The sequence below is a fragment of the Roseococcus sp. GW821-FHT12F05 genome (genome assembly GCF_058806835.1).
The window spans coordinates 313,365-327,694 of the sequence record NZ_JBXAQB010000004.1 but is presented as its reverse complement, the minus strand read 5'-3'; the positions used below and the strand labels follow the sequence as shown (position 1 = coordinate 327,694).

Annotated in this window: 15 protein-coding genes; 7 read left to right on the top strand and 8 right to left on the bottom strand. The window is 72.8% G+C overall.

Annotation, left to right across the window (positions count from 1 at the left end):
- Entirely contained in the window at positions 1–1,590 is a 1,590-nt protein-coding gene (locus tag AC1ROY_RS13480) for an ABC transporter substrate-binding protein (protein ID WP_493149340.1), read from the bottom strand.
- 166 nt (positions 1,591–1,756) lie between these two features.
- Here AC1ROY_RS13480 and AC1ROY_RS13475 point away from each other — a divergent pair, with 166 nt between their 5' ends.
- The 4 genes from AC1ROY_RS13475 (at position 1,757) to AC1ROY_RS13460 (ending at position 5,572) form a co-directional block, all read left to right on the top strand.
- Entirely contained in the window at positions 1,757–2,743 is a 987-nt protein-coding gene (locus AC1ROY_RS13475; RefSeq protein WP_493149339.1) for a phosphotransferase family protein, read from the top strand.
- Positions 2,740–4,029, top strand: coding sequence for a phosphopyruvate hydratase (gene eno, locus AC1ROY_RS13470; RefSeq protein WP_493149338.1), 1,290 nt, complete (start codon positions 2,740–2,742; stop codon positions 4,027–4,029). Before AC1ROY_RS13475 ends, eno begins: the two co-directional genes overlap by 4 nt.
- Positions 4,026–4,964, top strand: coding sequence for an NAD(P)-dependent oxidoreductase (locus tag AC1ROY_RS13465; RefSeq protein WP_493149337.1), 939 nt, complete (start codon positions 4,026–4,028; stop codon positions 4,962–4,964). Before eno ends, AC1ROY_RS13465 begins: the two co-directional genes overlap by 4 nt.
- A gap of 92 nt (positions 4,965–5,056) precedes the next feature.
- Positions 5,057–5,572 carry a HigA family addiction module antitoxin gene (locus tag AC1ROY_RS13460; protein ID WP_493149336.1) on the top strand — a complete coding sequence of 172 codons (516 nt, stop codon included), beginning with the start codon at positions 5,057–5,059 and terminating at the stop codon, positions 5,570–5,572.
- Here AC1ROY_RS13460 and AC1ROY_RS13455 read toward each other — a convergent pair.
- The 4 genes from AC1ROY_RS13455 to trpD all read right to left on the bottom strand — a co-directional run bounded on the left by AC1ROY_RS13455 (position 5,544) and on the right by trpD (position 9,198).
- Positions 5,544–6,746 (bottom strand): molybdopterin molybdotransferase MoeA, encoded by a 1,203-nt coding sequence (locus AC1ROY_RS13455; protein WP_493149335.1) that lies wholly within the window; start codon positions 6,744–6,746, stop codon positions 5,544–5,546. The genes AC1ROY_RS13460 and AC1ROY_RS13455 overlap by 29 nt on opposite strands.
- The gene (moaC, locus tag AC1ROY_RS13450) at positions 6,743–7,234 is read right to left on the bottom strand and encodes a cyclic pyranopterin monophosphate synthase MoaC (RefSeq protein WP_493149334.1); all 492 of its coding nucleotides are present in this window, start codon (positions 7,232–7,234) and stop codon (positions 6,743–6,745) included. The genes AC1ROY_RS13455 and moaC overlap by 4 nt, the downstream gene beginning before the upstream one ends.
- Before the next feature lie 127 nt (positions 7,235–7,361).
- Positions 7,362–8,177 carry an indole-3-glycerol phosphate synthase TrpC gene (gene trpC, locus AC1ROY_RS13445; RefSeq protein ID WP_493149333.1) on the bottom strand — a complete coding sequence of 272 codons (816 nt, stop codon included), beginning with the start codon at positions 8,175–8,177 and terminating at the stop codon, positions 7,362–7,364.
- 7 nt (positions 8,178–8,184) lie between these two features.
- The gene (gene trpD, locus AC1ROY_RS13440; protein WP_493149332.1) at positions 8,185–9,198 is read right to left on the bottom strand and encodes an anthranilate phosphoribosyltransferase; all 1,014 of its coding nucleotides are present in this window, start codon (positions 9,196–9,198) and stop codon (positions 8,185–8,187) included.
- 275 nt (positions 9,199–9,473) lie between these two features.
- Here trpD and AC1ROY_RS13435 point away from each other — a divergent pair, with 275 nt between their 5' ends.
- The 3 genes from AC1ROY_RS13435 to AC1ROY_RS13425 all read left to right on the top strand — a co-directional run bounded on the left by AC1ROY_RS13435 (position 9,474) and on the right by AC1ROY_RS13425 (position 13,050).
- Complete coding sequence (locus AC1ROY_RS13435; protein ID WP_493149331.1) at positions 9,474–10,334, top strand: tetratricopeptide repeat protein; 861 nt, start codon at positions 9,474–9,476, stop codon at positions 10,332–10,334.
- A gap of 2 nt (positions 10,335–10,336) precedes the next feature.
- Positions 10,337–11,863: a serine hydrolase domain-containing protein gene (locus AC1ROY_RS13430; protein ID WP_493149330.1), complete on the top strand. Its 1,527-nt coding sequence runs from the start codon at positions 10,337–10,339 to the stop codon at positions 11,861–11,863.
- Positions 11,864–12,069: 206 nt separating this feature from the next.
- The gene (locus AC1ROY_RS13425) at positions 12,070–13,050 is read left to right on the top strand and encodes a Bug family tripartite tricarboxylate transporter substrate binding protein (RefSeq protein WP_493149329.1); all 981 of its coding nucleotides are present in this window, start codon (positions 12,070–12,072) and stop codon (positions 13,048–13,050) included.
- A gap of 58 nt (positions 13,051–13,108) precedes the next feature.
- Here the strand turns inward: AC1ROY_RS13425 and AC1ROY_RS13420 are convergent, their stop codons facing one another.
- From AC1ROY_RS13420 to AC1ROY_RS13410, 3 genes are all read right to left on the bottom strand, one after another.
- Complete coding sequence (locus AC1ROY_RS13420) at positions 13,109–13,711, bottom strand: helix-turn-helix domain-containing protein (RefSeq protein WP_493149328.1); 603 nt, start codon at positions 13,709–13,711, stop codon at positions 13,109–13,111.
- A gap of 295 nt (positions 13,712–14,006) precedes the next feature.
- Positions 14,007–14,153, bottom strand: coding sequence for a hypothetical protein (locus tag AC1ROY_RS13415; RefSeq protein ID WP_493149327.1), 147 nt, complete (start codon positions 14,151–14,153; stop codon positions 14,007–14,009).
- A gap of 6 nt (positions 14,154–14,159) precedes the next feature.
- Entirely contained in the window at positions 14,160–14,315 is a 156-nt protein-coding gene (locus AC1ROY_RS13410; RefSeq protein WP_493149326.1) for a hypothetical protein, read from the bottom strand.
- Positions 14,316–14,330 lie beyond the last annotated feature (15 nt).

Below are 14,330 nucleotides of genomic sequence, written 5' to 3'. Positions count from 1 at the left end.
TCAGGTCTTCCGCACGTTCCAGAAGGTCGGAAATCCCTTCTGCACGCCGATGACATTGGTGCGGTAGGCCGTCGGCTGCACATATTGCCCGAGCGGGATGCTCGGCACGTCCTGCATGCACTGGATCTGCATGAGGCGGCAGGCCTCCTGCTGGGCGGCGAGGTTGGGCGCCTCGAACCACTGGGTGCGCAGCTCCTCCAGCCGCGGGCTGATGCACCAGCCGGGCCAGCCGGAGGGCTGGTCGCCATTGCCGCGGATCGCGTAGTGGTTGGCGGGGTCCATGTGGTCCACGCCCTCCCAGCCCGTGTTGAAGCAGCTCCAGCCGCCCTGCTCCACCGGCCCGCGGTTGTTGCGGCGGGAGAGCATGGTGCCCCAGTCGGTCGCGACATAGTCCACGTTCATGCCGATGCGGCCCATGACGTCAGCCATCACCTCGCCGATCGCCTTGAACTGCGCGTAGTCGGTGGCGGCGAGGATGGCGACCTTCTCGTTCGCGTAGCCGGCCCGCTTCAGCATCTCCTTCACGGCGTCGAGGTTGCGCGGGCCCATCAGGGGCTCCAGCCCGGCCTCGCTCGCCATGGGCGTGTCCGGGCAGAAGACGCCGTGCGGCACGCGGTACATGGTGGGGTCGTCGCCCACGATGGCCTGCATGAAGTCGGCCTGGCTGAAGGCATGCAGCATGGCGCGGCGGATGGCCGGGTTGTTGAAGGGTGGCTGCAGGTGGTTGGGTCGCATCATGTCGACCGAGCCGGTCGGGTTGACCACCTCGATCTTGATCTGGCGGTTGCGGCGGAGCAGCGGCAGCAGGTCGTGCGTGGGGTTCTCCCACCAGTCCTGCTCGCCCTGCTGCAGGGCCGCCACCTTGGTCGCGGCGTCGGGGATGGTGGTCCAGACCACGCGGTCGAAGTTCACGCGCTTGGGGCCGGCATTCCATTCCGTCGGCCCGTCGCCGCGGGGGACGTAGCGGTCGAACTTCGCATAGACGTTGCGCGAGCCGGCGATGCGCTCGCTGGCCACGAAGCGGAAGGGGCCGCTGCCGACCATCTCCGTCATCTGCGTGAAGGGATCGGTGTTGGCGAGACGCTCGGGCATCATCGCCGGCATGGGAGAGGTCACCTTGCCCAACGCGTCCGGCAGGAGCGGAAACGGCTTCTTCAGGCGGAAGCGGATGGTGCGGTCGTCGGGCGCGGAGAGCTCGTCAGTCGCATCCATGAGCGCGCCGCCCAGCGCGTCGCGGCGCGCCCAGCGCCGGATGCTGGCGACGCAGTCACGCGCCAGGACGGGCGTGCCGTCGTGCCAGAACAGGCTGGGACGCAGCGTGAGGTTCCACAGCTTGCCGTCGTTCTCGATGGTGTGGCCCGAGACCATCTGCGGCGACGGCTTGAAGGAGGCGTCGCAACCGTAGAGCGTGTCGAACACCAAGTGGCCATGGCCGCGCGTGACATAGGCGGTGGTGAAGTGCGGGTCGAGGAAGGCAAGGTCGATCTGCGGGATGAACCGCATGACGTTGGCGCCCTGGGCCGTGGCGAGCCGCGGCGCGGCGATGCTGGCGGCGGCGAGTGCGAGCGTGGAACGGCGACTGACGGACATGCGGCCTCCTTGGCGATCGACCAGCTTTTCTCCCTGTGGCGGCGAGGCTAGCAGCGCCCTTGCCGGCGTCCACGAAAAACTGCGGGCAAAAAACTGCTGATGGGGCCGGGTTCCTTCCCGGCGCGGTCGCGCTACCTTCCGCCGCATGGAGAACGTCCCGGAGGAAATGTCGCAGGGCCTGCGGGCCATGGGCCTGCTCGCGCCCGGGGCGGTGGTGCAGGGCGAGCCGCTGTCGGGCGGCGTGTCGTCCGACATCTGGCGCGTGGTGCTGCCGGACGGGCGCGAGGCCTGCATCAAGCGCGCGCTGGCGAAGCTGAAGGTCGCCGCCGACTGGCGCGTGCCCGTGGGCCGCAATCGCTACGAGGCGCGCTGGCTGGCGCGCGCGGCCGAGGCCGTGCCGGGCTCGGCGCCCGCGCTGCTCGGCCAGGACGAGGCGACGGGCACGCTCGCGATGGAATGGCTGTCGCCGGAGGACCATCCGGTGTGGAAGGCGCGGCTGCGCGACGGCGAGGCGGATGCGGGCTTCGCGGCCGAGATGGGCCGGCGCATCGCCGGGATCCACGCCTTCGCGGCGTGCCGGCCGGGGCTCGCGGCCGAGTTCCCGACCGACGAGCTGTTCTACGCGATCCGGCTGGAGCCCTACCTGATCGCCACGGCGCGCGCGCATCCTGATATCGCGACGGTGCTGGAGGGGCTGTCCGCGCGCACGGCGTCGACGAAGCTGACGCTGGTGCATGGCGATGTCAGCCCGAAGAACATCCTGGTGGGCCCGCAGGGGCCGGTGATCCTGGATGCGGAATGCGCCTGGTGGGGCGATCCCGCCTTCGACCTCGCCTTCTGCCTGAACCACCTGCTGCTGAAATGCCTCTGGACGCCGCTGGTGGCGCCGGGATTCCTGCGGTGCTTCGAGGCGATGACGGAGGCCTATCTCGCCGGCGTGGACTGGGAAGCGCCGGCCGCGATCGAGGCGCGCGTGGCGAGCCTCCTGCCCGGGCTCTTCCTGGCCCGCGTGGACGGGAAAAGCCCGGCGGAGTACCTCACCGACGAGAACGACAAGAACCGCGTGCGCCGCGTGGCGCGCGCGCTGCTGACGGCGCCGCCCGGACGTCTGACGGATGTGCGGCGCGCCTGGGGGGAAGAGATCGGCGCATGAGCTTGACCAGCATCACCCACATCCGCGGCCGCCGCGTCTGGGACAGCCGCGGCCGTCCGACCGTGGAGGCCGAGGTGACGCTCGCCTCCGGGGCACGCGGGCTGGCCATCGCGCCGGCGGGCGCCAGCACCGGCAGCGGCGAGGCGCTGGACCGCCGCGACGGCGGCAGCGCCTTCGGCGGCTATGACGTGAAGGGCGCCGTGGCCTCGGTGAACGAGGAGATCGCGCCCGCCGTGACCGGCATGGACGCCGCGGACCAGGCGGCGCTCGACGCAAGGCTGATCGCGCTGGACAACACCGCGAACAAGTCGCGGCTCGGCGCCAATGCGACGCTGGCCGTCTCCATGGCCGCAGCCCATGCGGCCGCGGCGGCGGCGGGGCTGCCGCTGTACCGTTACCTCGGCGGCGACGAGGCCACGCTCATGCCGCTGCCGCAGATCCAGATCCTCGGCGGCGGCGCGCATGCCGGGCGCCGCGTGGACATCCAGGATTTTCTCGTGATCTGCCCGGAGGCGACGTCCTTCGCGGAAGCGCTGGACTGGACGGCCGAGGTCTATCGCGCCGCGGGCCTGCTCATGAAGGAGCGCGGCCTGCTGCAGGGCGTCGCCGACGAGGGCGGATGGTGGCCTGCCTTCACCGCCAACGAACAAGCGCTCGAGACGCTGGTGACATCCATCGAGCGCGCCGGCTTCGCGCCGGGGAAGCAGGTGGCGATCGCGCTCGACATCGCGGCCACGGATTTCGGCAAGGGCGGCAAGTACCGGCTTGGGCTGGAAGGGCGTGAGCTGGATACGGAGGGCATGATCCGCATGCTGCTCGGCTGGATCGACGCCTATCCCATCGCCTCCATCGAGGACCCCCTGGCCGAGGATGATGCCGAAGGCTTCGCCGCCTTCACGAAGGAAATCGGCACGAAGATCCAGGTCGTGGGCGACGACTTCCTCGTGACCGATGCGGCGCGCGTGCGCGCAGCGGCCAAGGCCGGCGCGGCGAACACCGTGCTCATCAAGCCCAACCAGCGCGGCACGCTTACCGAGACCAAGGCGGCCTGGGAGGCGGCCAAGGAGGTCGGCTATGCCGGCATCGTCTCCGCGCGCTCCGGCGAGACGGAGGACGTGACCATCGTGCATCTCGCGGTCGGCTGGGGCGCGGGGCAGCTCAAGGTCGGCTCCTTCGCGCGGTCGGAGCGCATGGCGAAGTGGAACGAGGCGCTGCGCATCGAGGAGGCGCTGGGCTCCCGTGCGCTCTTCGCCGGCGGCGCGGTACTGGGGCGCTCCCGCCCGTGAAGGTCGTCCTGCACTACCGCGCGGGGCCGGGCCTCGCGGAGCGCCTGGCCGCCCTGCCCGGCCTGGACCTCGCCATCGTCTCCGACACGGACGACGCGGCCTTCGCCGCCGCCCTGCCGGAGGCCGAGGCGATCTGGCACGTGCTGCGCCCGCTGAGCGCCGACGACATCGCCGCCGCGCTGCGACTGCGGCTGATCCAGAAGATCGGCGTCGGCGTGAACACCATCGACCTGGACGCTGCCCGCGCCCGCGGCATCGCCGTCTGCAACCTGCCCGGCACCAACAGCCGCGCCGTCGCCGAGCTGACGCTGGCGCTCATGCTCGCCGCGCTGCGGAAGCTTGCGTATTTCGACGCCGAGACCCGCATCGGCCGCGGCTGGCAACAGCCGCCGGAGCTGCAGGACGGGCTTTTCGAGCTCGGCGGGCGCACGGTCGGGCTGGTCGGCTACGGCGCCATCCCCGCCCTGCTCGCGCCGGTGCTGGCGGCGCTCGGCTGCCGCATCCTCTACACCGCCCGCGCGCCGAAGCCGGGCGCGATCGGCGAGTTCCGCAAGCTCGACGCGCTGCTGGCGGAGAGCGACGTCGTCTCGCTGCACATCCCGGAGACGCCGGAGACCCGCGGCCTGATCGGCACCGAAGCCTTGGCCCGCATGAAGCGCGGCGCCGTGCTGGTGAACACCGCGCGCGGCGGCCTGGTGGACCAGGCGGCGCTGGTGAAGGCGCTGCGCTCCGGCCTGCTCGCCGCGGCGGGCCTCGACGTCTTCGCCGCCGAGCCGGCCGATCCCAGCGACATGCTCTTCGCGCTGCCCAACGTGGTGGTCGCGCCGCATGTCGGCTGGCTCACCACCGGCACCTTCGACCGCTCCTTCGCCGTCGCCGCCGAGAATGTGCGGCGGCTGTCCGCCGGCGAGGAGCTGCTGCACCGCGTGGCGTGATAGGGCGCGGTGATCGGATGCATCGGAACCCCCGATGCCGCATCGGTCCCGAGGCCGGATAGCCTTCCTGCATCGAGAAGGAAGCCGAACCGATGCCCCTGGACACCACGAGATACCCCATCACCCCCGAGGACCAGCTGGCGCTGCTCATCGAGGCCTATGGCGACGGCGCGCCCCTCGGGGTCGACGAGGCGCTCAAGGCGGTGTGCCGCGCCCGCGGCCTGATCCCGACACGCCCGCAGCCCACGGCGATGCGTCCCGCTTCCATCGATGTCGTGGAGCACGCCGTCCCCCGCCGCCCGCTCCGCACGCCGGGCGAGGTACTGGCCCATCTCTTCATGGCGCCGGCGGGCGTGTCGGGAAAGCGGCTCGCCGCCGAGCTCGGCGTGCCCCGCAGCCGCGTGACCGACATCCTGCACGGCGCGCGCGGCATCACGGCGCAGACCGCGATCCTGCTGGGGCGGCGCTTCGGCAACTCGCCGGAATTCTGGCTGCGGCTGCAGATGTACCACGACCTCGCGATCGCGCGGCGCGCGCTGGCCGCGCCGGCGCAGTCCTGCACCGCGCCGCGGTCCTGCTTCAGACCCCCAGCGCCGCCAGCGGGATGACCTCGACGGCCTCGCCCTTCGGCAGCCTCGGCGCGAAGGGCGCGCGCAGGATCAGCGCGTCGGCGCCGGCCAGCACCGCCAGCATCGAGCTGTCCTGACGGGACGCCGGGGTCGCGATCCACTCGCCGCCCTCGCCCGGCGCCAGCTTCGCGCGCAGATGGTCGGCGCGCTTGTCGTTCTCCGGCAGGTCCACGCCGGCGCGGGCGCGGATAGAGGGCGTGGCGGTGTCGGCGAGGCCCTGCAGCCGCGCCAGGGCCGGCAGCAGGAAGACCACCGCGCAGACCAGCGCCGAGACCGGGTTGCCCGGCAGCCCCAGCACCGGCGTGGCGCCCAGCCTTCCCCAGATCAGCGGCTTTCCGGGGCGCATGGCGATCTGCCAGAAGTCCAGCACGAAGCCGTCCCGTCCGAGCGCCTTCTGCACGAGGTCGTGCTCGCCCACGCTGGCGCCGCCGGTGGTCACCAGCAGGTCGAAGCCGCCGCTGCCGGCCAGCGCCGCGATCTCCGCCGCGTCGTCGGGCGCGATGGGCAGGATGCTTGCCTCGCCGCCGGCCGAGGCGACCAGGGCGGCCAGCGCATGCGCGTTGGAGCTGACGATGCCCCCGGCCGGCAGCCTTTCGCCCGGCAGCGCGATCTCATCGCCGGTCGCGAGGATGCCGATGCGCGGGCGGCGGTGCACCGTCAGCCAGGGGTGGTTGCCGGCGGCGGCGAGGCCGATGTCGCGTGCCGTCAGCCGTCGCCCGGCGGGCAGCAGCTCGGCGCCCTCGGCGAAGTCCAGGCCCCGGCGGCGGATGTGGCGACCGGCGGTGACCGTCTCGTTGACCCGGATGCTGCCCTCGGCCGCCGCGGCGTCCTCCTGGATCAGGATGCCGTCCGCCCCTTCCGGCACGAAGCCGCCGGTGAAGATGCGCACCGCCTCGCCCGCGCCGACCGCGCCGGCGAAGGGCTTCCCGGCCGGCGCGGCGCCGGCGAGGCGCAGCGTGGCGCCCTCGGTCGCGTCGGCGGCCCGCACGGCATAGCCGTCCATCGCGGAGACGTCGGCCGGCGGCTGCGTCAGCCGCGCCGCGACGGGCCGCGCCAGCACGCGGCTCCAGCCGGCGGCCAGCGCCACCGTCTCGGGGCCTGTCGCGCCCAGCCCGGCCAGGATGCGGGTGCGGGCTTCCTCGACTGAGATCACGCCCCCTCCTCGGAATGGCCGGCCTCGAAGCGGCCGGACTTGCCGCCTTCCTTGAGGACCAGCCGCACCTCCTCGATGCGCATGCCGCGGTCCACCGCCTTCACCATGTCGTAGACCGTCAGCGCGGCCACGGTAACGGCGGTCAGCGCCTCCATCTCGACGCCGGTGCGACCGGTGACACGGACCTGCGCCTCGATCTCCACGGCATCCGGCTCCGCGACGGTCAGGTCCACCGCGACCTTGGTCAGCATCAGCGGATGGCAGAGCGGGATGAGGTCCGAGGTACGCTTGGCCGCCATGATGCCGGCGATCCGCGCGACACCGAGGACATCGCCCTTGCCGGCCTTCCCCTCGGCGATCAGCGCCAGCGTCGCCGGCTGCATCACCACACGGCCACGGGCGATCGCGAGGCGCTCCGTCTCGGCCTTGCCCGCCACGTCCACCATGGCGGCGCGGCCGGCCTCATCGAAATGAGTGAGATTTTTCATGCCCTCAAGCGCCGTGCGGCGGCTCCGCCGCCCTGGCTTCGCCGCGCCACTGTCGTGCCGGGCGGGAAGGTTGAGCGGGCGGCGCCGGCCGCCTTGCGGCCGGATACTTCGTTGCCGCGCAGCGACATCACGTCCCCAGGAGCGCGCGCGTCGCCGCGGCGACGTCGGGCTGCCGCATCAGGTACTCGCCGACCAGGATGCAATGCGCGCCCACCTTGGCCATCCGCTCCAGATCCGCCGGCGTGCGCAACCCGCTCTCCGCCACGGGGATGCGGTCGGCGGGCACCAGCGGCACCAGCGCCTCGCTGATGGAGAGGTCGGTCTCGAGGGTCTTGAGGTTGCGGTTGTTCACGCCGATCAGCCGCGTCTGCAGGCCGAGCGCGCGGCCCATCTCGCGCGCGTCGTGCACCTCTGCCAGCACCGCCATGTCAAGGCTGCGGGCGACCTCCTCCAGCTCCTGCGCCTTGGCGTCCGACAGCGCCGACATGATGAGCAGGATGGCATCCGCGCCCATCGCGCGCGCCTCGAAGATCTGCCACGGATGGATCATGAAATCCTTCCGCAGCACCGGCAGCGAGCAGGCGGCGCGGGCGGCCTTCAGATGGTCCGGGCTGCCCTGGAACCACTTGGCGTCGGTCAGCACCGAAAGGCAGGAGGCGCCGGCGCTCTCATAGGCCTCGGCCAGCGCGGCCGGCTCGAAGGGATCGCGGATCAGCCCGCCGGAGGGCGAGGCGCGCTTGATCTCGGCGATCAGCCCCGTGCGGCCCTCGGCCAGCGCGCGGCATAGCGCGTCCATGAAGGGGCGCGGCTTGTCCTGGTCGAGCGCGCGCTTCTCCATCTCGGCGATGGAGACGGCGGAGGCGCCCGCCGCCACCTCGGCCTGCTTGTCGCGAAGAATCTTCGCGAGCGTGTCGGACATCTCGGGCAGGACGTCGATGTTCATGATGGGGTCAGGCCTCGGAGGTCGCACGGCGCAACCGGTTTAGAACATCCAGAGCCCGGCCGCTGTCAATGCTCTCCCCCGCCAATATGGTGCCCTCGCGCAGCGTTGCCACGCGCCCGGCGACGAGCAGGGATGCGGCGGCGTTGAGCAGCACCATGTCGCGGTAGGCGCCCGTCGCACCCTCCAGCAGCTCGACCAGCGCGGCCGCGTTTTCTTCCGGCGTCCCGCCGCGGATGGCCTCGATCGGGTGCAGGGGCAGGCCGGCCTCCTCGGGCGTGACCATGAAGCGGCGCGTGCGGCCCTCGGCCAGCTCCACCACCTCGGTCGGGCCCGAGATCGCCAGCTCGTCCATGCCCTGGCCGTGGACCACCCATGCGCGCTCCGTGCCCAGCCGGCCGAGCGCCTCGGCCATGGGCTGGAGCCATTCGGCCGAGAAGGCGCCGGTCATCTGGCGCTTCACCCGGCCTGGGTTCGCCAGCGGTCCCAGCAGGTTGAAGATGGTCCGCGTGCCGAGCTCCACCCGCGCGCCGCCGGCATGGCGCAGCGCCGCGTGGTGGCGGGGCGCCAGCAGGAAGACCATGCCCGCCTCGCGCAGCACGGCCGGCAGCCGCTCCAGCGGCACGTCGAGGTTGATGCCGAGCGCCGCCAGAGCATCCGCCGCGCCCGATTTCGAGGAAAGCGCGCGGTTGCCGTGCTTGGCTACCGGCACGCCCGCGCCCGCCACCACCATCGCCGTCGTGGTCGAGATGTTCAGGCTGCCCGAGGAATCACCGCCGGTGCCGACGATGTCGATCGCGTCCTTCGGCACCTCGACCGCGATCATCCGCGCGCGCATGGCGCGGACCGCGCCGGTCATCTCGGCCACGGTCTCGCCGCGCACGCGCATGGCCATGAGCATGCCGGCGATCTGCGCCGGCGTGGCCTCGCCCGCCATGATGATGCCGAAGGCCGTCTCGGCCTCGCTTTCCGCCAGGCGTTCCCCCGCGGCGAGGCGGGCCAGGATGGGCTTGAGGCCGTTCATCCCCCCGTTCGTAAGGCCTTGTCGCGCCGCCCGCCAGTATGGCCCCGCGGGCACACCCTCGCCCCTGCCCCGCTTCCGGGGCAGGACGGTCATGCGCCATGCGAGGATTTCCGGCTATTCCCTTCCGATCGCGAATGATTTCCCTTGCGCCTGCGATCCCCCGGTCGTGCCAATCCCTGACGGACCCCCCATGGCCGAGCCTGCGCTCCCTCCTGCCGCCCCTCCCGGGCCTTGTGCGATTCCAGCCGGAGGCGAAGTGCTGTAGAGTCAGGCGCGTGCGCAATCGCCTTCCCATATTCCTCGGACTAGGGCTGATCCTCGCCGCCGCCGCGGGGGGAGGCGTCGCCTGGTATCGCGGCGGCAGCTCCGTGCCGCCCGAGGCGGCCGCCGGCGCGACCGCGCCCGAGCCCGCGCCCGACATCCTGCCCCTGCCCCCGGAGATGCCGCGCATCGCCGACGGGCCGGATTACGACCGCTGCCTCACGCTCCTCCGCAACGATCCCGAGGAGGCGATGCGCTTCGCCCAGGCCTGGGACGCCACCGGCGGGGGCGACGGCGCGCGGCACTGCATCGCGCTGGCCATGATCGGGCTGGGCGAGGCCGAGCGCGCCGCGGAGCGGCTGGAACGCCTCGGCAGCGGCTCGCGCGCGGGCAGCACCGCCCGGGCACAGGTCTTCGGCCAGGCCGCGCAGGCCTGGATGATCGCCGGCGACGCCAACCGCGCCTATGGTGCCGCCACCATCGCCCTCACCCTCGCCCCGCAGGACCCTGAATTGCTGGTGGATCGCTCGGTCATCCTCGCCGCGCTGCGCCGCTTCAACGAGGCCATCGAGGACCTCGACGCGGCGCTGGCCATCGAGCCCGAGCGCGCCGAGGCCTGGGTGCTCCGCGCGGCCGCGCTCCGGCGGCTGGACCGCGTGGACCAGGCCTTCCAGGCCGTGGAGCGCGGGCTCACGCTCGCGCCCGACAATGCCGAGGGCCTGCTGGAGCGCGGCATCCTGCGCCAGCTCCGCGGCGACGTGGGCGGCGCCCAGACGGACTGGCGCCGCGCGATCGAGCTGGCGCCGGACACCATGGCGGCCGACCTCGCGCAGCAGAATCTGGAGCTGAGCGAGATGGGGCCGACCCGGCGATAGGCATGCCCCCGAACTGGTCCGCCGCCGAGGCCACGGCCGCCGAAGCCACCGCCGCCTGGGACGCGCATTCGCCGGGCGGCGTGATCCTGGCCTTCGACCGGCAGGAGATCCGCGTCGCCGCGGCCGCCGGCCTTGCCAGCCTGCCGCATGCGCTGGCGGTCGCGCCCGCCACGCGGATGCGCTTCGCCTCGCTCACCAAGCACGTCTTCTGCGCCTTCGCCCTGCGCCACGGGCTGGATCCGGACGAGCCGCTCGGCGCGATGCTGCCGGACCTGCCCGCTCCTCTCGCGGCGGTGACGGCCGGCCGAGCCCTCGGCATGGCCGGCGGCATCCCGGACTTGATGCCGAGCTACGTGCTCTGCGGCGTGCCCGCCACCGCCCCGCTGGACGACGCCGCGCTGGACGCCTTCACCCGCGACTTGCCCGGCCTCGACAACCCGCCGGGCACCGAGACCTCCTACAGCAACACGGGCTACCGGCTCGTGGAGCAGGGGCTGGCGCGCCGGGGCGCCATCTTCCGGGACTGGGTGGAGGGTCCGCTGAACGCCGGCCTCGGCACCGGCTTCCGCTATCCGCGGAACTGGGACGTGCCGCTGCCGGGCCTCGCCGACGGCTATTGGCGCGCCGCGCCCGGGCAGGGCTGGCAGGTCGGCCGCTACGGCATGGCCCTCTCGGCCTCCGGCGCATTGACCGGCAGCGCCCTGGACCTCGCGGCCTGGCTCCAGGCGCTGCTGCGCGGCGACGGACCGGCGGGCGACGCGCTGCCCCGCCTCGCCACGCCTGGCGTGCTGGAGGACGGGCAGGTGGCCGGCTACGGGCTGGGCCTCGCGCTGATGGAGATCGGCGGCCGGCAGTGGATCAGCCATGGCGGGCACCTGCCGGGATTCAAGAACCACGTCCTTCTCGACGCCGAGGCCGGGGTGGGCGTCCTGCTGCTCTCCAACCGCGAGGACACGGACCCGCTGCTGCCGGCGCTCCGGGTCATGGCCGCGCTGCTGGGCGCGGCCCTTCCGCCGCCGGCCCCGGCGCTGCTGCCCGAGGGCCTCTTCCTTGAGGCCGAGGGCCCGGCCTGGATCGAGCACCGCGCCGGGCAGCTCACCTTCCTCGGCGCGCGCGAGGCCCTGTTCGCCGGCCCGGGCGGCGCGGCGATATCGCTCTCTCCCTACCTGCCCATCCATCTGCGCGCGGAGGCCGGGGGCATCGCCGGCACGATCGGCCATGTGGCCCGGCGCTTTCTTTCCGTCCCCGGCGCCGCGTCAGCCGCGGCCTTCGCGGGGCGGTGGCGCTCCGGCCGGCCCTGGCTGGACCTGCTGATCGAGCCGGGTCCCGAAGGCCAGGCCATGGCGACGATGGGCGCCGGCCCGCTGCGGCGGCAGGCGGCGCTCACCGCCCTCGACGAGCGGCGCGCGCTCATGCCGGTCGGCGCCCCGCCCTGGCCCGGCCGCGCCTGCCTCTGGCTGGAGGCGCCGGACCAGCTGCGCCTCTGCACCAACCGCAGCCGCGTCATCACCCTCAGCCGCGCCGGCTGAAGGACGGGCGGTTCGCGGACGGCGATGCCGTCGGCCCTGCCCCGCAAGGCCGGTCGCCCAGCACCGAACCCGCTGCACGGGTTCGGAAGGTCAGGTGGCCCGCATGGCGGCGGAGAGGCATGTCCATCGGGGCCAGATCTGTGATCCACTCCCCGCCAAGTCGGAGCGCCCGTAGGCGCGGATCACGACCAAGGGAGGAAACAAGCATGACGCAGCCCGGGAACACCGGCACGACGGCCCGCCGACTGGCAGGCGGTGCGCTGATGATAGCCATGACCCTGTTCTGGCAGGGGGCGGCCACGGCGCAGGACTGGCCGACACGTCCGATCCAGCTGGTGAATCCCTACCCCGCCGGCAGCGTCACCGACCTGCTGGCCCGCGCCCTGGCTCCAGGACTGTCGAGCCGCCTCGGCCAGCCCGTCGTGGTCGTGAACCGGGACGGGGCCGGAGGCAGCGTCGGCGTCGCCTCGGTCGCCCGCGCCGCGCCGGACGGCTACACGCTGACCTTCACTGCGACGACGCCCCTGATCGTCACGCCGATGATGCGCGCGGACACCGGCTACAACGCGGAATCCCTGGAGGGGATCTGCCAGACCTACGATCACGCCTTCGCCATCGTGGTGCGGCCCGAATCGCCGCTGCGCACCCTGGCGGATCTCGTGGCGGCGAGCCGCGCCCGGGGCAGCCTGCAATACGGCCATCTCGGCATCGGCTCCATCCAGCACCTGGCCGGCACGTCGCTGGCGCAGGCGGCGGGGGTGGAGCTGGAGCCGATCGCCTATCGCGGCGACGGACCCGTGGTGCTCGACGTGCAGGCGGGGCGGCTCGATTTCGGCATCACCGTCGCGGCCTTCGCCGTCGGCCAGCCCGTCCGGGTGATCTCGATCCTCGCCGATCAGCGCTCGCCCGGCTTCCCGGAGATCCCGACGGTCAGAGAATCCGGCTACGACGTCTCGGTCGGCAGCTATGGGGGCGTCCTGGCCCCGGCCGGATTGCCGGCGGCGATGCGGTCGCGGCTGGAAGCGGCCTGCGCCGGGGCCGCCACCGACGAGACCTACGCCGCCATGGCGCGCAGGACCTTGCAGCCGGCCAGCTACTATCTCGGCACCGCCGCCTTCGCCGCGCGCATGGCGAACGACGTGAAGGGCAAGGAGACGCTGCTGCGCAGCATCGGCCTGCTTCGATGAGGGCGATGGTTGGCCGCCGCTTGCGGCCGACCCCGCCAGCCACTCGCGACGAACGCCGTCACGCGGCCACGCGCGGACACGGCCCGGCCGCCGTGCGGCGGCCCCTGGCTCCGGCCTGCGCCTCGGTGAGGTTCCGCCGGCGCCAGGCCGTGGGGGTCTCGCCCACGAAGCGCCGGAAGAGCTTCGACAGATGCGCCTGGTCGGCCAGCCCGCAGGCGAGCGCGACCTGGCTGAGCGGCTCGCTGGTGGCCAGGATCAGCCGTTGCGCCAGCTCCACCCGCAGCCGCGTGATGTGCATGTGCGGCGTCGTGCCATAGGTTTTCTTGAAGGCGCGGCAGAAGTAGCTGACGCTCAGCGGGATCTGCTCCGCCAGTTCCGCGATGGGCAGCGGCCGCTCCAGGCGCTGGCGCAGGTAGCGGTCGATCTTGCGCTGCTGCCACGACGCCAGACCGCCCTGCACCCCGGCCTGGGGCGGCAGGGCGAGGAGCGTGACCAGCCGCAGGGCGGCTGCCCAGGCATGGTCCGGGTTGCGCCCGATCGCGCGGCGGACGTCGTCGAGGATGTCAGCGGCCTCGGCGCCGACACCCTCTCCGATACCCTGGGGCGGTCGCCCGCGGCCGGAAACCGGGAAGGCCTCGATGGCCTGCAAGGCTTGTCCCATCGTCCTGTCCTCTTGGCGGCAGGCGTCTGCGCGGCGGTCGCAGATCCTGCCTGTTGTGGATGGCCGGGGTTTCGGACGGGGCGAACGAGCCGGACCATCTGGTGCGCTTCCCGGCAGCGGCGGCCGATGCCGTCGCTGCCTCCAGCATCCCAGCAGAGGCCGCGGGAAAACACCCGATAGGGCTTGCTTGACTTTGCGAGGGATTGTGAGCCCCGCGCGCCACGGCGCGGCATCGCGCCGCCATTCCGGATCGCGTCGGGAATGCGTCATGCCTCCCCCGGTTCGCCCGGCCTGCCTATCTCAGGCAGGCGTCTGTCACGATGACGGCCGTCATGCCGTCGTCCGGGCGGGCGATCATCGGCGTGCCCGGCCGCACGACGCGGTAGGTCAGGCGGAAGGTTCCGTTGCCGGCGGGAGTGAGGACGCCCTCGCAGGTGGTCATGCCGGCCTAGCGGGCCTGCTCCATCAGCACTTCGGCGACGCGGTCCGGCCTGAAATGACCGCCGCCCTCGCCTTCGGCGCGCGCGGCCGGCGACAGGGCAAGGCCCGACAACAGAAAGCCCGTGGCGCCCAGGACGGCCCGGGAGGGACGAAGGAATTTCATGGGAGTTCTCCTGCT